The following is a 20,516-nucleotide window of genomic DNA, read 5'->3' as shown; positions in this document are numbered from 1 at the left end:
CCACTGTCCGGACGGGACGGCCAGTGATGGCGCTGCCGTTGTCTTGAGTGGCGGGGGCATGTTCCGCACATCGGGGTATTCCACCAGGACCCCGGCGTCGCGGTTGACCGCATCGCCGGGCCGATAGCCCTCCAGTACCTCGCGCACCTGCGCGCCATGACTTTCGTGAAACCACAACATGGGTTCGAGCAAGCGCCCGGAAACCTCGTCCCTGCGGCGGATGTAGTCCTTGAGCGACAAGGCGTCAGCTCGGCGGGCGTCATAGTGATGACAGCGCGTCACCCCGACCACGTTGCGCACTGCGTCGAGGCTGGCCAGGTATACCAGCGTGAAATCGATCAGCTCATCGGCCAGCCCCTCGCCCTGGTGTTCCGGGTGCACGCAAATACCCAGCAGCTGTGCGACGGGGCCGGCCGGATCATGCAAGGCCTCGACCTGAAAGCAATCGCTGTGGCGTAGCTGCTCGACCGCCGCCAAGCGCTGGGAATAGATCGCCGCCACTAGCTGCCCCTGGTACTCGAGCACCAGTTGGCCTTGGGGGTAGAGCTCCAACCGGCGCTGCAACACCGCTTCGGTAGCCCCCAGCCCGCTGGGCCAGCAGGCCAGCTCCAGTTCTCGCAGCCGTGGCAAGTCCCTGGGTAATGGGTGGCGGATACGGTAATGCCGTGGCAACAGACGATTCAGGCTGGCCTGGGTGAACAACTCGCCACGGGGCAAGCCCTGGGCCACGGCCCGATCCGGAAACAATCCGGCTTGCGCCGCGGCCAGCAGGAACACCGGGGCCTCGAACAGCTGGTGCCCGGCAAAACCGTGGCTGGCGTCCAGATGCAGCGCCCCGCTGCGCCGGGCATGCTGTTGCGCGCTACCAGGGTGCAGGCAATGGGCGGCCAGCAGTATCAGGCCGTGGTGTGTGGTGATTTCCTGCCAGCGGGCCAGATGTTCGACCAGGCCCTGCAAGGCTGCCGCCGGTTCGATGCAGGCTCCATGCCGATCCACATGAACACTGCTTGGGCGCGCATGGCGCTGGTCGTCGATGCCCCGGGTCGAGACTGGCGGCTGCCAGGCCCGCCGATGTTCCTGGAAGGCATGGATATAGAGGATGTTCTCCAGGTCGCGGATACCGTTGGCGCCCAGGCTGGCAAGCAGCCCCTGGGGATCGCCGACGTCACCGGTCAATAACAGGTGCGGCAGGCCTTCCAGGGTTTGCTGCCCCCGGGCGTGCTGCTTGCTGCTGGCCGTGACGCCGATCAGCCGCAGCGGGTAGCGCTCGAGGTGCTGGCCACGCCGACTGTGATTGGCGATGGCCAGGTACAGGCGACGCAGCAACGCCCCATCGGAGCAGCCCACCTCGACGAGATAACCTGGTTGTTGCTCCAGCGGCTGTTGGTCGAATCGAGCGACGACGGCAGCCTCGAACGCAGCGAGATACTCGGTCGGCCAAGAACCTGCATCTTCCTCCTTGGGTTCCTGGATCGAGCTGGCATCGCCGAACAGCAGTACCTGCAATTGGCCCGGCAGCGGTTGCCAGGCCAGGCTCGCGCGCAACTGCGCAGTGCCTTCCAGCAGTGCACGGCCGGCATCGTTCAGGCAAAAACCGTTGCCTTGCCAATATCCCCAGGTACGTTGCTCGAAGTATCGGCGCAGCGCCTCCAGCACCGCACTGGACAGCCCTGTGGCCGGCCCTCCGGTGCTAGCCCCCTGCTCTTGCAAGACCTGCGCGCCGCCGGCCTGTTCCAGCGCCATCACTAACGGTGCCAACAGCGCCCCATCCAGGCAGGTCGCCATCGGCTCGGGAGCATTTTCCCAGCCACCAGCGGAACGCTCGAGCCAGGAGCGCAGTTCGTGGCCGGCAGGCTCGCCCAGCAACTGCGGCAGCGACAGGCGGATCAGCGCGTCGGCGCCGGCCGGGATGCGAATGCTCATCCCTGGCGTCAGCTCGTAGTGATCGTTGGCCAGCTGCACCAGGCATCCCAGCTCCAGCAACAGACGCAAGGCCACCCGCAACTGGCCCTCGTTGGCGGCGCAGGCCCGGGCCAGGCTGCGGGCGCTGATGCCGTCGGGCGCGCTTTCCAGGGCGCGCAGCACGCCATGTTGGTCAAGGACCTCGAGCACCGGCAGCGCTAGCCAACCATCGGCGAGGCGATTGAGTAGATCGGTCACGACATACCTCCAGCGGTATCCGCAGCAGCTAGTGGCCAGCGTCTTGGCGGCATGGGGTTCATGCAGGGACGTGAGGGCATTGGCCCCGGTACAGGCCAGGTCTTGAGGTGTGCTCAGGAACTGGAATGCTCGACGCGCGAACGCATGGCACTCCCCGGATGGATCATTCGCCGGTCCGGTCCACCAGATGGCGGGCCTCGAAGACGGTCATGCCGAGCATGCGAAAGTACGCACGCCAGAACTCCACCGCTTCCTGCGCGGCACTCACGTCCTGCACGCATTCGATTTCGAAGACATCGCCGCTGGCCAGTTGTGTCCGGGCAGGCCAGCGGGCCAGCGCGGGATCGCTGGAGCAACGGATGAAATCCAGGAGTCGGGGCTCGCATGCGCCGGGGTCGTCGACCGCGTAGTCGACGAACAAGCGGCTGTCGGATTCATGGCAGACGCCAAAGATGTGATATCCACCGTCCCTGGTAATGTTCATGACTTATCCTCTACTTACAGAAGCGCTACTTCTTAGCAGTTTTTAATATTAACTTTCCATTAGCCATGGATCAGTCTGATGGATACATAAACAAAACATGGAGTTTAGGAGTTGTATGCACATACAGAAAAATGATCGACAACCATATCTAATAAAAAATTTAACGACCCTGAAAACCAAGCCTAAGATTGGCGACAAATCTTACTCACTTTAAAAGCGGCTGCATTATTAGATATAAAACAATAGTTCAAGTTTGTATTTTTTCCACCTACACATAAAAAATTCAGCCTACACCTGACGAACGGAAGGAAAACACAGCTCCGACAACCAAATGAAATCAATAAGCACGCTATAATCCCTAACGCCCATAACAATAGGTTTATACCCGAAACTCACAACAACCACAGGCTAGGTCGAGCTGAAATCAGCAAAATTGCTAACAGGATAAATCTAACCAGGGCTTACGAATTAGCAAAACCCAAACCTTCCGCAAACCCCTCTCCACAGCAAGGATAATATGACACTTATTTAGTGACCTGGCACGCTCGGATAAATCGATATTTAGAACCAATCACTTTGAAGATTAAATCCTCAACATCAAGTACTGTTTACTTAAGTCCTCAAAGCATTATTGAGACGAGGAAGCAAATATTTGATCTCGGTCGTAATACTCTCTCAGCGTCGTCAAACGCCGCCAAGCAGCACTGCTAAAGCAGCGAGATACGTGTTGCCTACGAGCTTCTAGATCAAACTCGTTGATATAGCTACCAGTCGCAATCTCGCTTAGCTGATCATATAGCGACCTCAACCAATCACTATTTAGTTTGTCATCTTCTTGGTCATCCCATTGAGCATAAGTAGAGATGAAATACTTACCCTTCACGGAGAAAGCAGCTTCTGGATACGTATATTCTCCGCGCCATATAATTAGCGGAACAGTAGCTCTTGAATGAGACAACTCAAGATTGCGAGTCAATATTTTTATTGCCTCTCCGCCGCTGTCAGTGAGTATGTTATCTGTACGGTAGCGCTGAGAAATCAGCATCTCATCGCTTTGCTTGTAGAAAGTTTCGAAATCTGCTGATTTGTCTTCTTCTATTACTTGCAATGCGCTTCCAATACACGAGACAAGCGAGACTCGAAGGTCAAGCGCGTCGCCGCGGTTATTGGAAAAAACTAGAATATTTAATAGTAGTTCGTGTCCACCTTCAGATTTAGGAACGACTGCCAGCATGATCTGTATATTCTTCTGCGGACTGGCGTTTTCCAAGTCGGTCAAAAAATCAGGTACTTTCTCTAGCCCTAAAGAATAAGAGCTAGATGTAATAACTGTTGGGCGCTGCCAGCACTTAAGATAAAATCGGGTAACTATAAAGAATGACTCAGGCCCTGCACCTCGAGCAGCCCAGAATAAATCTGGACTATTGAGCTCATCAACATAGTGCAACTCACCATCGGAAGTAATAAGCTCCAATGCCTCAACATTAAAAGTGCTCATACCTCCCCATTGGCTACAATTAATCCCCAGCCCTCCCCCCAATAAAAATCCGCCAAGTGCAACATTCCTCGCATGACCTGTTGGGAATGCCAAACCATATTTGGCGAGAGCTTCGTCAAGTTGCTGGCTCGTTACACCAGGCTGGGCCTTAACCCTAAAGTTCTCAAAGTCAACTTCTAGCTCGTTCAAATTGGCGAGATCAATCAATAGAGTATTATGATGTAGGAAGCTACCTGAATAACTATGTCCTCCGGTTTTTACTGTGACTTTCAGATTATTTTTACGGGCATAACTCAAGGCTTCAACCACCTCAGACTCATTGCTTGCGCAAACCACCAGGGCCGGCATGCGCCTGAAATCACGTCCGTTCCAGACGCTCGCTGCATACCATTTAGCGTATTGCTGAGTTAGTCTTGGTAAATAGTTCCGCTGACTCATAGGAACCTGCTGCTTCAGGACTTTCAAGTCTCGACTGATTATTGCTTGCATTGGCTTAGCAGAAAAACCAAGACGCGTCTTTGTCTTGTCGTTGAGCCGGCCAAATTCAATATGTCGAATACCTTTCTCTAAGGCATACCTATAAGCAAAATAAACTAGGACTGTGTAAGGACTAAATTCCGTGTGATGATATTCCATCCCTCCAGACCAAAGACATAAAGTATCATCTAGCTCATAACAAATCATTCCGCTGACCAAGTTTCCGTCACGCTCGATGATGAACAGTCTAGCCAAACCGTCACAGACTCGAACAAAATCGACCAATGCGTGCGTTGGAAAAAACTTCGGCGTACCTCTTCTAGCCGTAGTGCAATGGCACAGCTCAGCTAGTTTTTCTAGACGATGATCGAAGGGAGGCGTGAGTATTTTTATCTCTGCGTGTTGGTCGGCCTCGAACTTTCGTAACTGACGACGCAACTCATTGCGCCCCTTCTGGGGGAAAGACTTCACAATCGAGTCAAGATCAGAATAATTCTGTAGGTTATTGTAATAGCGGTCCACCATATACAACACATTTAGCCCATACTCCTTAGCCATCTTGAGCAAAGGCTCTTCATCTACATTGAGGATGGCGAAATAGCGTGCTCCGTGCTGAATCGCTAGTTCTTCATATGCTGACAAGATCGCGGTATGGACCTTACTGTCATCACTGCTAGAGAGTAGCCGACTATCGTAACAATGCATGACATGGCTAAAAAGACCTAAATCATCACCATCATTATTTAAGCCGCAGTTTTTCGACAACATCCCTAAAGGGTCAACATCACTAAGGCTTTGTAAATATGCTGGCAAAAAACCTACAAGCAGGCCGTCAACTCTAGCTAACACATAGAAAACTTTTTTAAAATCTATCAGCGGTGAGCGTTCAGCCGCACGAATGAATCTTAGATCGTAAAAAAAGGGAGCCGAACATGCCCTAACAAACGAGCGATACTCATCCACATCCAACTCTTCAAATGAATTGAAAACTTCCACTTCAACAATCATAACACCCCTTCCTTGGAATCGTTTCAATTTAACACAGTACTTCGAGCACTTAACACCAGTTCAAAATAATTTTCCCAGACTGTCCTCTGCCCATCGTGTTAAATGCACTAGAAAAGTCTTCGATCTCAAATCGATGTGTAACTATGCCTTTCACCTGCAGCCCGCCACTCAACATACTTAACATTTTACGCCAAGTCTCAAACATCTCACGACCATAAATGCCTTCAATACGAAGACTTTTACAGACAACAGCCTCCCAATTTAGTTTGATACTACCTGCAGGTAACCCCAAACAAGCAAGACGACCACCAGTAGCCATTGATTCGATTAAAGAGTCCAACGCGGAATTACTTCCGCTCATTTCGAACCCAATGTCATACCCCTCCTTGAGCCCATGTAAACGAGCAGCTTCTGCCAGGCTGCTCTGCCTCACGTCAATGGGAATTACATCAACTAACCGGCAGGCCAAATCCAAACGAAACGGCTCAAGGTCGGCGATGAAAACGCGTCCCGCGCCAGCATGACGAGCCACGGCTGCCGCCATAATACCAACAGGTCCGGCGCCAGTTATGACTACATCATTACCTGTCACATTAAAGGCTAGCGCCGCGTGTACAGCATTCCCCAAAGGATCGAGTATTGCTCCAAGTTCGTCATCTATCTCATCAGGTAAAGGAATGACGTTAAAAGCAGGTAAAGCCAAATATTCGGCGAAGGCACCAGGATGATTTACACCTACACTTCGAGTATGTGGGTCCAAATGAAAACACCCAGCCCTGGATGAACGACAGTTTAGATCGACTAGATGTCCCTCACCTGTGACACGCTGACCCAACCGAAAGTTTTTAACGCTCTTTCCCAACTCAACAATTTCACCAGAATACTCATGTCCAACTACCTGGGGAACCGAAATATTCTTCTGAGCCCAAGCGTCCCAATTCCAAATATGTAAATCAGTGCCACAAATTCCTGTTTTGTGAATCTTTATGAGCACCTCATTTTCTAGTATTTTTGGTGTAGGCACATCATACAACCACAACCCAGGAGACTCCTCCGCTTTAACAAGAGCCAACATAGAGCCTCTCCTTTACTCTTAGAAATCGACTCAATTGGCCTTAATACAATCGACAATTATAGCGTGAGGAACCATTAAGTAATCGTGAAGAAACTCAGGAGCTCGCTTAATATCCTTGTACTTTTCAGGAACTGGATTAGTAAAATTTACATTTGCAAAACCTGCCTCGAGAAGAGCCTCCTCAAGTGTTGAGAAAGACCAATACCAAGCTTTTACTGTAGATTTAGATCCTGAGTGAATTAAATCTAACTGTATTTCTCCACCGTCTTGATATGCTGGAGACTGGGACATAGAAAAGCCGTATTTTTCGTAAAAGCTAGGATTTTTTTCAAATCGTGGATGAACTGGCAAAGCTACCAATCTCCCCCCCAGTTTCAAAACTCTTGCCATGCTTTTACACATCGACACTAAAAGATCTTTGCTATTAGCATAAGGAAGCACATAAACAGCTAATACAACATCAAAAGCTTCGTCTAGCGAAGTATTTAACGCCGAAACATACTCTATCCCACATGGACTAACATGCTCTCTATTTTCGGCATGAGCCAGCATTCCTTTTTCAAGATCGAATCCAACAACTCTTTGCCCCCCAGCCATTTTTAACAGCCTAGAATACGTTCCTTCACCACAACCATAGTCAAGTATTTTCTTCCCATTTATATCTCCTAATGACTCTAAGACACTTGGTATCTCAATCTCCCTTCTGAATGGCCATTCCGCCATACTGGTGTAAATATCAGGAAGTTTTTTGAACTGACTATGATTTGTATTGGGCATCCTTAACTCCATATTATCTCAACTTCCATATAAAGCCATTTTATCAAACCAAACAAGACTCTACACTCCACCGAACAAACAGTTCTCTACGCCATAAAAAATCTATCCTGACAATTCAAAGAAGTTCACCTGTGTGAATTGTAGACAATAAAAAAAATTCTCTAATCACTTTTCTAAATAAAAAAAATAAACATATAACAAAAAAGCATTAGCACAATAACAGCAACTACAATTCCACTTCAGCAAGTATCTAAACTCGGCCTAATAAAAATTAAAAATACTTACGCATAATTATCTTGACAATCAAAAACAAAAACATTAACTCAGTTAAAAATGCAACTCAAGATAAATAGACTCAACCCCACAAACAAACTTAATACGCCCCGTCATGCACTAAAAGAGCAGCATAAAATAACACCCACCCTAGTTAGATATATCGCAAGGCATTTTTGTACAATTTCAGAAGTTGTACACTGTCGCGTGTCATCTCGGAGTAATGGCGAATTCCCGACTGGAACTTGCACTGGTTCAGTCGCTCCGCATCAAATCTCGCCAATCGACGCTAGGTCGCGAACATGTTGTACGTTAGAACGGCTCAAGCCGGCAGTATTTGGCATTGCATTAGATCTCTATTCACGTACTGTCGTCGGCTGCAAGGTGCATCACCGAATACACCAGACCTTGATATGAGTCATACTTGAGACCCTAGTCGCATATCCGTAGCCGAAAACGAAAGTACTGCAGCCCCGCATAGCTAAATACCGACATTACGCGGGCGACTACTCAATTGTTGCTTCAGCGGCATCGAGCCGTGCACAGCTATTGACGGACAGGAACTTCTGCGCCCGCGCAGCGGCAGAATATTTCCTCCGATTGCTTAAGGCCGGCCGGATGCACCTAATGCACCATTTCAATGACGCAAACGCGAAAACGGGACTGTTCGTCTGTATCCGCTTTACTATCACCGTCTCCGTCACTGACCGTTAGGTAATCTCCGCCCTTTCTGATTTTTATCTGCACCAAAAGAACAGTAGTTTTTTAGAAAATACTCACCAGATCCTGAAGAGACCATACTGCTAACAAATAATTAATTAGCATTATTTTTTCGAAATAAGGCAATCTCGCAAAAAATCCCAATATATCTGTTCGAAATATCCACTAACATTCTAAATAGCCATTTCGACTCAAAAATAGCACCTTAACCTACCTAGTTAGCTCATTCCCCAAAAAAATCAAGACAAGAAAAACTAACAAAATTGTAGTTTTAACTTTGTGAACATCACCATACACTCAATCGCTCAAGACAAGTTCAACAGCCATAGCGATAGTAAAATGATCAAAAGCTCTAGAAACCTCCAATAAAAATCAACCACAGACCCAGCACTATAAAACTATCCCACTACAAAATATTGAGTATCATAGTACTGGTGAATTAAATGTTTCCACCCCAAAAATCTATTTATAGAACTCTCAGGTCAGATGTAATTCTCTTTTCCAAAATGTTCCTCTGCGTTAGCGATTTCAAAAAAAATCATACCAAGCAAAGCCATAAAGTTGTTATTGAAAAATGGAATAGACTTTGCAAATTTGGTTTCACACGCTTAATACTTCCAGTCGAATATGGAGGATTAGGCGTATCTTTCAAAGAATATATAGTAGTAATGGAAGGACTAGGCTTTGGCTGTAAAAGCTTAATGTTACCATATTCACTTAGCTCTCATTTATGGAGCATGTGCATGCCTATTTTGAATATTTGGCACCAATAAACAAAAAGAACATTATTTACCAAGATTAATAGATTGCACATTGATTAGCCCAATCACACCAAACAAAAAAATAGCAAACTAGTAACCAAAGAAGCAACAGCCCACAAAACAAATAGTGGATATATACTAAATGGCAAAATTGAGTACACAACAAACTTCCCCAGAGTAGATATTTTCATAGCATATGCAGCCCTTGAAAACAGCACAGCAACAACCGCATTCTTAATTGAAAACAACATCTTATAAGCTCAAATAAATCACTTTAAAAAAAACCTATCAACCCAACTAAATCAGACTCTAGAAGTCAAATTTAACAATTATGGGGTTGAACATAATTTGGTACTCGGAAAAGAAACCCAAGGTGATGAAATATTTGATATGCACCAAGTACACGAGCAGGCTTGTAACCTAGCAGCGAAATTGGGATCACTACAAGAAAAATTATTATTCGAAAAAACACATTAAAAAAACCAAAAAAGTCACAATCAACCAATGACATTCAGATCTTTATTATTTCGTATTTATTAGTTACAGCAAAGCCCCACATACATCGAACACGCCATAGTAAATTACATTTTCGCTCCAGATACTCATATTTCATCCAAGCAAAAAAAGGAGTCAGAGCACAAGTCATTATAGACTCCATCCATCTTTCAACTCAACAACTAGGCAGTTGGCAATAGCAATATAGCGCTTCAAATTATGCAATTTTTTACCCAATTCAAGGAGCGCCCGCCAATACAACAACCGAAACACTTAAACAACACCAAAAAATAAACTTAAAGAGGAAACACTCTACACCGATAAGAATCAAATCAACCTATAGCACCAACCTAAATGCAATCCAAATTAGCAGATTAACTTTAAAAGAATTTACATTATGTCCACAAAAACTGACGTACACGTTGGCTTTGACACCAATATGGATTTGCGTCGCCGTAACCGCGAGACTGTCGAAGAGTACCTCCGTGCGACAGAGGGCGAAGCTCGGCTGGAGCGGCATAATCTGTGCACCGAAGACGCACGAGGGGGGTTGTGGACTAACGATACAGGAGCACCTATCGCAGTGAGTGGCAAGAACAATCTTTACCGTATGGCTGCCTGGTCACTTGAGTGTTTTCCCGACTGGCGTTGGCATAACGTTAAGATTTTTGAAACGCAAGATCCTAACCATTTCTGGGTCGAGTGTGATGGAGAAGGAAAAATTCTTTTTCCTGACTACTCGCCGGGACATTATAAGAATCACTTCATCCATTCGTTTCGACTTAATAACGGAAAAATCACCGAAGTAAGGGAGTTTATGAATCCCTGTGAACAAATGCGAGCTCTGGGTATCCCTATTCCCCAAATCACTCGTGGTGGCTTTCCAGAAAAGTCTCAGGCTTAAACTACACAGGGATCAGCTGAAATGATTTATCACCACAGACACGTAGGTCAACGCTCCGTGATTGTTATCGGCTCCGGTGCAGCGGGGCTCACCGCAGCTCTAGCTGCTCATGAAGCCGGCGCTGATGTTACAGTAATTGAAGCGACATCAACTATTGGAGGGTCGACCGCGTTGTCTGGCGGTGCAGTTTGGGCACCCAATAATCATGTAAAAAGCCCTGCCTCCGAGAGGGTTAGTTTCGAACTCGGCCGAACATACTTAAAGTCACTGACAATTGGTGATGTAGATATTGATCTGATAAATCGGTATTTAGAAGAAGTACCACGCACCTTACAATGGCTAGAAAGCTCTACCCAACTACGAATGGGTACTGTGCCTTGCCCGGATTGCCACGGTGAGCTACCTGGGGGAATGACTGTAGCAGGTCGTACACTCGAGCCTCTTCCATTAAAGCTCAGTCCAGAAGTTAAAAATTTGATGCGTCCTCCCTTGCCATGGAGGCCCAATGCGACACTTACCGAGATGATGACAAATAACATCTCAAAATCTATTCTTGAGGAAAGATGTGAAAATGGAATAGTGACTTTAGGGCAAGCCTTGATTGGTTCTCTACTAACTAGCGTATTGGCGTCCGGAATACACGTTAAAACTTCAACACGAGTAACGAAACTCACCGACGGCGGTATTCAGGTAGACGGAGAACATATCGAAGGACGTGTAATCTTAGCGACGGGAGGATTCGAACGGAACACAAAACTGGCCAATACATTTCTACGTTTTCCAAATAATAGTGTCCTAGGTGCACCTATTGCACATGGTGATGGTCTACGTATTGCAATGGGAGCAGGTGCGGCCCTTGGCAACATGTCAGAAGCCTGGTGGTGTCCTACGATAGAGATTCCAGGTGACGAGATCGATGGTGAAATAGTGCATCGCATGCTCTTCGTTGAACGGGCTCGTCCTGGATCCATTATGGTAGACAGCCTTGGTCGGCGCTTTTGCGATGAAGCACAAAATTACAATGATATTGGGCGCTCTTTGCATTCTTTCGAATCTGCAAGATACACGTTTGAAAGGGCATCCACCTGGCTTATTTTTGATTCAAACTATCGCAATAAGTATTCTATAGCCACAGCGCATCCGGGCCAGCCATCACCGGCGTGGTTGATAACCGCTGACACTATTGAGGAGCTAGCGAAACTTATTGGCGTTCTTGGTTCCACACTTTTTCAAACTATTTCTCGATTCAATCTCGGCGCGGAAAAAGGTAATGATCCAGATTTCGGGCGTGGTTCCAAAGCATTTGATCTTGCTATTGGGGACCCTCTGGCCACTCATCCTACTCTAGGGGCACTCACTAATGCGCCTTACTTCGCTGCTCGAGTGCATCCAGGTTTAGGAGGCACCAAAGGCGGTCCACGTATAGACGTCCACGGACGCGTCCAACATATCAACGGTGGATCGGTTCCAGGATTATATGCGGCGGGAAACGTTGCTGCTAATCCATTCGGATTCGCCTACCCAGGTATGGGCGCGACAATAGGACCAGCCCTTACCTTCGGAGCCATAGCTGGAAGGACTGCCGCTACAGACTAGTTATCTTTTGACAAGCTATACTAGAAACTTGGTTTAAACCAAAGTCACTCAATGCTGAAATCATCCGTAGTTGACGCAAGGCGTTGAGTGACCACTTTACGAACTCGAGACCTTTGGCATGAAAAATCATCTCCATGGTCATTGAAAAAGTAGAAATAAGCTCTCAGGCCAAAAAATATATCTAGTGCCAATCTTTGATCTCCATTAGCGTTCAAACTTGGTGGTCAACATAGACAGCGTCGATAGTCGAAAAGAACGATAACGCCACAACGATTCCCGTATCTATCCAGTAGTGGCACAATGCCCTAAAACCTTCTCGCCGCTAAAAATGGTTTCCTGTTGCTGGCATTCCGCCTGTAGAGGAAAACCCGCGCCATGAATCCTCATGGAGCGCCCAATGCAAATTCTTTCCTGGCTCAGCCGAAAACCGGCTAGGCCACCCTCAGAAGCAACTCCGCAAGGCTTCCACCCACCGGCAAACGCAGCTGCGCTGCTGAACACTCCCCGACGCCAAGAGCTTCTGGAGAACATCTGGCGCCGCGCTTCGCTCTCACACCAACAATTCAACACGCTCTACCGCCAGCCGCTTGAGCGGTACGCAGAGCTAGTACAGCTGATGCCGGCTTCAGAAAATCATCACCACGCCCATCTAGGTGGCCTGCTCGATCACGGACTGGAGATCGTGGCTTACGCCTTGAAGATCCGTCAAACCTACCTTCTACCGAGCGGCGCCCCGCCTGAGTCGCAATCAGCCCAAGCTGAAGCTTGGACAACAGCGGCAGCCTATGGGGCGTTGCTACATGACCTCGGCAAAGTAGCAGTCGATATTCGTGTCGAGCTTCAAGGTGGACAGATCTGGCACCCATGGCATGGGCCAATCACAAAGCCCTATCGATTCAAGTACGTCAAAGGTCGTGAGTACCAGCTTCACGGTGCAGCTACTGCCTTGATCTATTCGCAGATCCTGGCCCCAGAGATTCTAGATTGGCTGTGCGGGTTTCCTGAACTGTGGACGCAATTGATCTACCTGGTCGCAGGACAGTTCGAAAATGCCAGCATTCTCGGTGAGATTGTGATCAAGGCTGATAGTGCATCGGTGGCCCAGGAGCTCGGAGGCAATCCAGACCGTGCGATGGCAGCACCCAAACAATCGCTACAAAGGCAACTGGTGGAATGTCTCAGGTACCTGGTGCGTGAGAAGTTCAAGCTCAACCACCCCGACGGTCCTGCTGACGGCTGGCTGGCACAGGATGCTCTTTGGCTGGTAAGCAAGCCGACTGCGGACCACCTGAGGGCTGCCATGCTCTCGCAGGGCAGCGACAACATTCCGTCCTCCAATGCACCTTTCTTCAACATGCTGCAGGACCAGGCCATTATTCAGACGAATGCTAAGGATAAAGCTGTCTGGAAGGTGGCCGTCGATACAGGGCGTGGTTGGAAGCATAGCTTTACCGTACTGAAAGTCACACCTTCGCTAATCTGGGCTGATCCAGCTGATCGTCCTGAGGCTTACGCGGGCACCGTCACGGTCGAAGTCGATCAAGACGGCTCAGAAGCTCGTCAGGAGACGACATGCGCAGTTCCAGACGAACCGATTACAGCCGAGCCAACTCTCCATGTCGCGGCGGCCGATCCTGTCGTTACTCCAGCCAAAGGGCAGAAGCCAGTTCAGATCTTGCAGAGCATCGATTCGGAAAACTCCGATATCGATGAGCTATTGAAACTCTATAGTAATATCACGGCGCCAGCAAAGGTACTAAGTTCTAGCGCTGGCCCGGGGGCTGCATCGCCCCTTCAATCAGGGATGACGCAGTCTGAATACACTTCTGAGGCCAGTTCTGAGCCTCAAGTACTAGAAGATGTAACCACAATGCCTTCCAGTATCAGTCTGGGACAGGGATTCGTCGCGTGGCTAAAGGCCGGAATCACCTCCCGAAAAATCATCATCAATGATGCCAAAGCGCTGGTTCATACCGTTGACGGCACAGCGATGCTCGTTACTCCAGGTATCTTCAAACGCTATATACAAGAGCATCCGACCCTTGAGCAGATCGCAACCAAGAACGGGACAGTTGCCTGGCAGCAAGTTCAGCGTGCGTTCGAGAAGGAAAAGCTGCATGAGAAAACGAAGAAGAGTTTGAATATCTGGACCTTCAACGTTTCAGGCCCAAGGAAAACCAAACAACTTAAAGGCTATTTACTAAGAGACCCTAGCACTATCTTCACAGAAGTTGTCCTGGACAACCCTAGTATCTCTAGAGTTGAAGAAGGGGTTAGCCAATGACTCCGGTTGCGCTGCTACAAGAATACCTAATGGATCATGTATTGCGCGAAGCAACTATTAAAATCTATCGAGCCTCCATGAAAGCTCTTACTAAAAATTTCGGTGAAGAAATAGACATAACAACACTTGACCGAAGAAATATACTTTCCTGGAGAAGTATCGCTGTCGAAGAGGGACTGTCTAGACGCAGTTGGAACACATACTCCAACCATCTTCGTACTATTTGGGCTTATGCGCTTGAGTACGAAATCATACCCAGCTCGCTAACCAACCCATTTAAGAAAAGCACGCTCATTGCTCCGAAGCGGCCAAGCAAGATCATCTCGGGAGACGGGATACGCCAGGCACGCCATTGGCTGCAATCCCTAGTCGACCAGGAGAAGAGCTCTGGTCAGCGCAGCCCGATAACGCCTGCGTGGTTCTGGCTGGCCACATTCGAGATGTTCTATTACACCGGGATACGCCTGAATGCACTGCTATGCCTTAGGGTTCAAGACGTGGACTGGGACAACAGACTCGTTTACGTGAATGCTGATACAGAAAAGACTCACAGAGAGTTTTGCGTTCCCATCATGAAAGGTTTGGAACCACACATACAAAAACTTTTGAACGCTGCTTCATCCCAGGGCTTTTCGGGCCAAGATCAGCTTTTCAATGTTAATCGGTTCTCGATCCACTATAGATCTAAAACCATGAACATCGATCAAGTTGAGGGCATGTACAAAAAACTGACAAGCGCCTTCGGTATACGCATGACGCCGCACCGGTTCAGGCACACCTTAGCTACCGATTTGATGCGGCAACCAGAACGCAATATTCACCTGACCAAGACACTGCTGAACCATTCGAACATCGCCACGACGATGAGTTACATCGAGGCTGACTACGAACATATGCGGGCAGTGCTCGATGAACGTAGCTGGCACCAGGGTGCGATAAGGCTTGAGCGACGTGAGGACGCCATAGCTCCTCAGGCGCTTGAGCCTAAGCCTTTACCTCTACCCGAACACTTACCGGCCCCAGAGGAGATGCCAGAGGGGCTTGGGCAAGGTATTGCCGCAACAGTGGAGGACTCACCCACCCAGCAACCCGCTAAGGCCTCTGAGCTGCTTGCAGCACTGCCCAGGCAGAGACGGCCTGAGAAATATCCGCTGGAACAGATATCCAAGCCCAGCACAGGGCTTTCTCATGAGCTGAGTTGGGACGGACCTGGGACGCTCTGGGCGGATTTAGGAATACCTCCCTGCCAGTCGATGTAGGATTCGTTTGAGCCAGCAGCTCTGATGGATCTCTTACCGGATAGAAGCGCCATCGGCAGTTTCCGGTGGAATTGACAGCTAGCTAAACGCCCAGCTTCGTTCAGCTTAGGTTCAGCTTCAGGAATGTCGGCATCGGCAGGATGAACTGTGCACGCCCGATCGGCGCCGGACATCAGTAAGTCGATGTTTGCACAAGGATTCCTGATAAGAGCGTCGAGCTGGACCAGTTCGCGCTAAGGCGGAGCTGAATTTTTGACCGCTTGAACGAAAAAACCCACTGACCGGGTCCGGCAGTGGGCTATTTCATATTGACATCATCACGGAGCGCGCCTATGGTTCGCTCCAGACGGCTGCAAGACTAGTAGACTGGCCCTGGCAAGCCCCCCTTCCTAGTACCGCTTCCGACCATGAATATGGTGGGTCGTGTAGGATTCGAACCTACGACCAATTGGTTAAAAGCCAACTGCTCTACCAACTGAGCTAACGACCCGCTGTGTGGTGGCGCGTATAATACTGATTTCTAACGATAATTCAACACCCTAGATGAAAAAAATCAAAAATAGGGTGTTGGATCGCTGACACCGGCTGCGCGGAAGCCATCGGCACGCAGGCGGCAGCTGTCGCATTTACCGCAGGCGCGGCCCAGGTCATCCGCCTGGTAGCACGAGACAGTCAGCCCGTAATCGACTCCAAGGCGTACCCCGGCCTTGATGATGTCGGCCTTGCTGAGGTTCTGCAGGGGCGCCTTGATCCGAAAGCCCTGCCCTTCGACACCGGCCTTGGTCGCCAGGTTAGCCATGCGCTCGAAGGCCTCGACGAACTCGGGACGGCAATCCGGGTAGCCGGAGTAATCCACCGCATTGACCCCGATGAAGATATCCCGAGCCTCGAGGACTTCCGCCCAGCCCAGGGCCAGGGAAAGGAAGACCGTATTGCGCGCCGGCACATAGGTGACAGGAATCCCTTCACCAGGTGCCTGCGGCACGTCGATGGAGCTGTCGGTGAGGGCCGAGCCACCAATGCCATCGAGGTTGAGGCCAATGACCTTGTGCTCCACCACTCCCAGGTCACGGGCCACTCGTTCGGCAGCCTGCAGCTCCGCGCGGTGGCGCTGGCCGTAGTCGAAGCTCATGGTGTAGCAGCAGTAGCCTTCGGCGCGAGCCATGGCGACCACGGTGGCCGAATCCAGGCCACCGGAAAGGAGGATTACTGCACGTTTTTCAGGTACTGCTTGGTGTTCTGCTGGCTTGGTCATTTCAACGCCCCGGCTCGTCGTTCCAAAGATACTTGTGCAACTGCAACTGCAGGCGCACCGGCAAGTTGTCGGCAACAATCCAGTCAGCGAGTTCCCGTGCATCCAGGTCGTGATGACTTGGCGAAAACAGCACTTCACCGGCTCGTTGCTCGAGGCGGTACTGGATCAGCTTGGAAACCGCCCAGTCATAGTCCTCGCGAGAACAGATGACGAACTTGACCTGATCGTTGGCCGTCAGCAGCTCGATGTTCTCGTAACGATTGCGCTGGGCTTCCTTGGAGCCCGGGGTCTTGAGGTCCAGGACCCGACTGACCCGTGGATCCACCGCCGAGATATCGAGGGCGCCGCTGGTCTCCAGCGAAACCTCGTAGCCGGCATCGCACAACTGCTTGAGCAAAGGAATGGCGTTGGGTTGCGCCAGCGGCTCGCCACCGGTGACACAGACATAACGCGGACGGAATCCGGCAACCTGCTCGAGCAAGCTGTCGAGGGTACGTTGGGTGCCGCCGCTGAAGGCATAGGCACTGTCGCAGTATTGGCAACGCAGCGGACAACCGGTCAGGCGCACGAAAACCGTAGGCAGCCCGGCAGTCCGAGTTTCCCCCTGCAACGAGTAGAAAACTTCGGTGATTCTCAATGTGTCTTGCATATTCGCCACGGGCGTAACAGCTAAACAGGCTGTCCGCCTCCATCAGGCACTTCAAGGAACCCCGTCAACGCGTAGATCCCAGGAAGCGTGTGTCATAAAAGGGCGCAGATTCTAACGAAAAAACCCGCGACAAGCGCGGGTTTCTTGTTACGGGCGCCAGCACACTTACATGCGCTGCAAATCCCGTTGAGCCAATTGTGCGGCGGAAGTCCCTGGATACTGGGCCACGACCTGCTGCAGGATGCCCTTGACCCGGTCGGTATGACCCAGGCGGCGTTCTACGTCAGCCAGCTTGTACAACGAATCCGGCACCTTGCCGTGCTTGGGATAGAGCTGGGAAACCTTGGCGAATGCCTGGCCAGCGCCTTGCAGGTCGCCCTTGGCCAGGTTCACTTCACCCAACCAGTACTGGGCATTACCAGCGTACTGGCTGTTGGGGTACTTGCGCAGGAATGCCGAGAAGGCCTGGCTGGCCTTGTCGAAATCCTTGGCTTTGATCAGGTCGAAGGCAGCGTCGTAATAGAGCTTTTCCTTGGCCGGATCACCCGGTTCGCTACTGGCGGCAGGCGCTGGAGCAGCAGCTCCGGCTGCCGTACCGGCGGCGCTGGCACTGCCAGCGGCGGAAGAATTCTCAGGAGTCGCGGCAGGTGCCACACCGCTTCCTATGCGCCGATCAAGATCCTGGTAACGCTCCAGGCTTTCTTGCTTCATGCGCGCTACATCATTTTGCAGAACTTCGATCACACCCTGTTGCCGTGCGATCTGCTCCTGCATTTGCTGCAGTTGCTGGAACAGCTCGCCCTGTGCCGAGACAGGGGTCGAAACCCCTCCCCCGGCATAGGCGCCGTTCGTGCCATAACCCGCTGGTGGATAACTGCTCCCGCTATTTCCATAGCCAGAGTTGCTATCGACCACAGGAACCGCAGACCACGCCGCAAGAGGCGTGAGACTGAGAGCCAAGATAGTTACAGCACGACGGCACGTTCGCATGACGAATTACTTACGCAGTTCGACGCGACGGTTTTGAGCCCAGGACTGCTCGTCGTGGCCAGTGGCAACTGGACGCTCTTTACCGTAGGAAACCAGCTCCAGCTGAGCTGGGGACACGCCCTGCAGTACCAGGTAGCGCTGAACGGCTTTCGCACGACGCTCGCCCAGAGCCATGTTGTACTCACGGGTACCACGTTCGTCGGTGTTGCCTTCCAGAACAACGCGAGCGCCGTTACCTTTCAGGTCCTTGGCGTGAACGTCCAGAGCGCGCATGGCTTCTGGCTTCAGATCCGAGCTGTCGTATTCGAAGTAGAAGGTGGTGATTGCGCGCAGAGCTGCTTCTTCGCTCAGGGAGCCATCAACAGCACCAGTGTTAGCGCCGTAACCAGCGTTTGGATCAACAGCGCCTTCACCAGCGTTGTCGCCGCCTTTGGAGGAGCAACCTACAGCCACAGCCATGGCCAGAGCCAGCGCAGCAAACTTACCAAACTTCAACATTTCCATCGTGAAACTCCTAATGAACCCCAGTGTGTTAAGTGAAACATTGTAGCGCCGCGTCAGTTCAGGTAAGGGGACCAGGACGGTTCTCTGACTTCGCCTTGAGCGGTAGGAAGCGGGAGCCTCACACGTCCATTAATGGACACGAGCATCAAGACTCCCCGGCCCTGCTGGCGGGTGGCGTAGATTACCATGGTGCCGTTGGGCGCAACAGTAGCTGACTCATCAAGGTTGGTATCTGTAAGGATTTTTACACTACCGCGCTGCAAATCTTGGGCAGCCACCCGGAAGTTGGTGAAACCATCCTGGCGGTGAATCATTACCAGGGTCTTTTCGTCAGCAGAAAGTTTCGGGTTGGCGTTGTAGTTACCAATAAAGGTCACACGCTCAGCGCCACCGCCGTTGACATTGCTTTTATATACTTGCGGCTTTCCGCCCCGGTCGGAAGTGAAGTAGATAGTCGAACCATCCTTGCCCCAGAACGGCTCGGTATTGATGCCTGGGCCGCTGGTGACACGACTGATCTGGCGCGAAGCCATGTTCATCACATAGATGTCGGGGTTGCCATCCTTGGACAGCACGAACGCCAGGCGACTGCCGTCCGGCGACCAGGCTGGCGCACCGTTGAGGCCTTCGAAGTTGGTGATCTGCTCACGACGGCCAGTATCGATGTGCTGGACGAAGATACGCGGACGCTTCTGCTCGAACGATACATAGGCGATACGCTTGCCATCGGGGGCGAAACGTGGCGACAGGATCGGCTCGCGGGATTGCAGCAGGGTCACCGCCCGGGCACCGTCGTAGTCCGAACGCTGCAGGGTGTAGCGGGTGTTGTTGGTGGAGAAACGCTCCGCGGTCACGTACAGCAGGCGCGTGGAGAACGCACCCTTGATGCCGGTGAGTTTCTCGAAGGACTGGTCGGAGATGTAGTGCGACATGTCCCGCAGTTGGTCAACCCCACCAGAGACACTGCCGGTCAGGACCTGCTGCTCGGTGGCGACGTTGAACAGCGCGTACTGCACCTGCAGGCGACCGCCGGCCGGCACGATGCTGCCGACCATCACGTACTGGGCGCCCAGGGCCTTCCAGTCACGGAAGATGACTTCGCTGGCCTGGGTCGGCAAGCTGATCATGTTCTGCTTGGGAATCGGCGCGTAGTAACCCGAGTTGCGCAGGTCATCGCCGATGATCTGCGCCATGTCGTCCGGCAGGACGCTACCGCCCTGCCAGCCGAACGGAACCACCGCGATCGGCGTCGCCCGGTCACTGCCACTGGTGACCAGAATGTTTTTTTCATCCGCCGCCGCTATCCCTGCCATGCAGCAAATAACGACAAGCATTCCTCGAAGAAGG

General features: G+C 50.9%; 15 protein-coding genes and 1 tRNA gene. 5 read left to right on the top strand and 11 right to left on the bottom strand.

The window, feature by feature from the left end; all coding sequences use genetic code 11:
* From CAG11_RS05595 to CAG11_RS05575, 5 genes are all read right to left on the bottom strand, one after another.
* Positions 1–2,160 (bottom strand): GNAT family N-acetyltransferase (locus CAG11_RS05595; RefSeq protein ID WP_143494504.1); only part of this gene is annotated, 2,160 nt, incomplete at its 3' end.
* Between the two features lie 163 nt (positions 2,161–2,323).
* The gene (locus CAG11_RS05590) at positions 2,324–2,644 is read right to left on the bottom strand and encodes a hypothetical protein (RefSeq protein WP_085595264.1); all 321 of its coding nucleotides are present in this window, start codon (positions 2,642–2,644) and stop codon (positions 2,324–2,326) included.
* Positions 2,645–3,272: 628 nt separating this feature from the next.
* Positions 3,273–5,627 (bottom strand): GNAT family N-acetyltransferase, encoded by a 2,355-nt coding sequence (locus CAG11_RS05585; protein ID WP_085595262.1) that lies wholly within the window; start codon positions 5,625–5,627, stop codon positions 3,273–3,275.
* A 49-nt stretch (positions 5,628–5,676) separates the two neighbouring features.
* Complete coding sequence (gene tdh / locus CAG11_RS05580; protein ID WP_085595260.1) at positions 5,677–6,702, bottom strand: L-threonine 3-dehydrogenase; 1,026 nt, start codon at positions 6,700–6,702, stop codon at positions 5,677–5,679.
* 30 nt (positions 6,703–6,732) lie between these two features.
* The gene (locus CAG11_RS05575; RefSeq protein ID WP_158091409.1) at positions 6,733–7,479 is read right to left on the bottom strand and encodes a class I SAM-dependent methyltransferase; all 747 of its coding nucleotides are present in this window, start codon (positions 7,477–7,479) and stop codon (positions 6,733–6,735) included.
* A 1,436-nt stretch (positions 7,480–8,915) separates the two neighbouring features.
* Here CAG11_RS05575 and CAG11_RS34435 point away from each other — a divergent pair.
* From CAG11_RS34435 to xerC, 5 genes are all read left to right on the top strand, one after another.
* Positions 8,916–9,245: an acyl-CoA dehydrogenase family protein gene (locus tag CAG11_RS34435; RefSeq protein WP_085595256.1), complete on the top strand. Its 330-nt coding sequence runs from the start codon at positions 8,916–8,918 to the stop codon at positions 9,243–9,245.
* 880 nt (positions 9,246–10,125) lie between these two features.
* The gene (locus CAG11_RS05565; RefSeq protein ID WP_085595254.1) at positions 10,126–10,632 is read left to right on the top strand and encodes a PhzA/PhzB family protein; all 507 of its coding nucleotides are present in this window, start codon (positions 10,126–10,128) and stop codon (positions 10,630–10,632) included.
* Between the two features lie 21 nt (positions 10,633–10,653).
* A complete protein-coding gene (locus tag CAG11_RS05560) occupies positions 10,654–12,228 on the top strand; it encodes an FAD-dependent oxidoreductase (RefSeq protein WP_085595252.1) in 1,575 nt (524 codons plus the stop codon).
* A gap of 397 nt (positions 12,229–12,625) precedes the next feature.
* Positions 12,626–14,512: a MobH family relaxase gene (gene mobH / locus CAG11_RS05555; RefSeq protein ID WP_256578547.1), complete on the top strand. Its 1,887-nt coding sequence runs from the start codon at positions 12,626–12,628 to the stop codon at positions 14,510–14,512.
* Complete coding sequence (gene xerC / locus CAG11_RS05550; protein WP_256578546.1) at positions 14,509–15,771, top strand: tyrosine recombinase XerC; 1,263 nt, start codon at positions 14,509–14,511, stop codon at positions 15,769–15,771. Before mobH ends, xerC begins: the two co-directional genes overlap by 4 nt.
* Before the next feature lie 414 nt (positions 15,772–16,185).
* On the opposite strand, the gene CAG11_RS05545 is transcribed toward xerC, so the two are convergent.
* The 6 genes from CAG11_RS05545 to tolB all read right to left on the bottom strand — a co-directional run bounded on the left by CAG11_RS05545 (position 16,186) and on the right by tolB (position 20,503).
* Positions 16,186–16,261, bottom strand: a tRNA-Lys gene (locus CAG11_RS05545).
* Between the two features lie 63 nt (positions 16,262–16,324).
* Positions 16,325–17,026 (bottom strand): 7-cyano-7-deazaguanine synthase QueC, encoded by a 702-nt coding sequence (gene queC, locus CAG11_RS05540; RefSeq protein WP_053131563.1) that lies wholly within the window; start codon positions 17,024–17,026, stop codon positions 16,325–16,327.
* 1 nt (position 17,027) lies between these two features.
* Complete coding sequence (gene queE / locus CAG11_RS05535; RefSeq protein ID WP_031320383.1) at positions 17,028–17,675, bottom strand: 7-carboxy-7-deazaguanine synthase QueE; 648 nt, start codon at positions 17,673–17,675, stop codon at positions 17,028–17,030.
* Positions 17,676–17,840: 165 nt separating this feature from the next.
* Positions 17,841–18,665, bottom strand: coding sequence for a tol-pal system protein YbgF (ybgF, locus tag CAG11_RS05530; protein WP_053131565.1), 825 nt, complete (start codon positions 18,663–18,665; stop codon positions 17,841–17,843).
* Positions 18,666–18,671: 6 nt separating this feature from the next.
* On the bottom strand, positions 18,672–19,169 hold the full coding sequence (gene pal / locus CAG11_RS05525) for a peptidoglycan-associated lipoprotein Pal (RefSeq protein WP_022640504.1): 498 nt from the start codon (positions 19,167–19,169) through the stop codon (positions 18,672–18,674).
* A gap of 53 nt (positions 19,170–19,222) precedes the next feature.
* Complete coding sequence (gene tolB, locus CAG11_RS05520; protein WP_152898525.1) at positions 19,223–20,503, bottom strand: Tol-Pal system beta propeller repeat protein TolB; 1,281 nt, start codon at positions 20,501–20,503, stop codon at positions 19,223–19,225.
* Positions 20,504–20,516 lie beyond the last annotated feature (13 nt).

The organism is Pseudomonas sp. B6(2017), from assembly GCF_002112765.1.
GTDB lineage: Bacteria > Pseudomonadota > Gammaproteobacteria > Pseudomonadales > Pseudomonadaceae > Aquipseudomonas > Aquipseudomonas piscis.
Note: the sequence above shows the minus strand (reverse complement) of the source record. Positions and strands in the feature narration are given on the sequence as shown.

Bases quoted from the DNA above. Each gene is read 5' to 3' on its own strand.
- CAG11_RS05590 (WP_085595264.1), bottom strand. From the start codon at position 2,644: ATGAACATTACCAGGGACGGTGGATATCACATCTTTGGCGTCTGCCAT.
- CAG11_RS05585 (WP_085595262.1), bottom strand. From the start codon at position 5,627: ATGATTGTTGAAGTGGAAGTTTTCAATTCATTTGAAGAGTTGGATGTG.
- tdh (WP_085595260.1), bottom strand. From the start codon at position 6,702: ATGTTGGCTCTTGTTAAAGCGGAGGAGTCTCCTGGGTTGTGGTTGTAT.
- CAG11_RS05575 (WP_158091409.1), bottom strand. From the start codon at position 7,479: ATGCCCAATACAAATCATAGTCAGTTCAAAAAACTTCCTGATATTTAC.
- CAG11_RS34435 (WP_085595256.1), top strand. From the start codon at position 8,916: ATGTTTCCACCCCAAAAATCTATTTATAGAACTCTCAGGTCAGATGTA.
- CAG11_RS05565 (WP_085595254.1), top strand. From the start codon at position 10,126: ATGTCCACAAAAACTGACGTACACGTTGGCTTTGACACCAATATGGAT.
- CAG11_RS05560 (WP_085595252.1), top strand. From the start codon at position 10,654: ATGATTTATCACCACAGACACGTAGGTCAACGCTCCGTGATTGTTATC.
- mobH (WP_256578547.1), top strand. From the start codon at position 12,626: ATGCAAATTCTTTCCTGGCTCAGCCGAAAACCGGCTAGGCCACCCTCA.
- xerC (WP_256578546.1), top strand. From the start codon at position 14,509: ATGACTCCGGTTGCGCTGCTACAAGAATACCTAATGGATCATGTATTG.
- queC (WP_053131563.1), bottom strand. From the start codon at position 17,026: ATGACCAAGCCAGCAGAACACCAAGCAGTACCTGAAAAACGTGCAGTA.
- queE (WP_031320383.1), bottom strand. From the start codon at position 17,675: ATGCAAGACACATTGAGAATCACCGAAGTTTTCTACTCGTTGCAGGGG.
- ybgF (WP_053131565.1), bottom strand. From the start codon at position 18,665: ATGCGAACGTGCCGTCGTGCTGTAACTATCTTGGCTCTCAGTCTCACG.
- pal (WP_022640504.1), bottom strand. From the start codon at position 19,169: ATGGAAATGTTGAAGTTTGGTAAGTTTGCTGCGCTGGCTCTGGCCATG.
- tolB (WP_152898525.1), bottom strand. From the start codon at position 20,503: ATGCTTGTCGTTATTTGCTGCATGGCAGGGATAGCGGCGGCGGATGAA.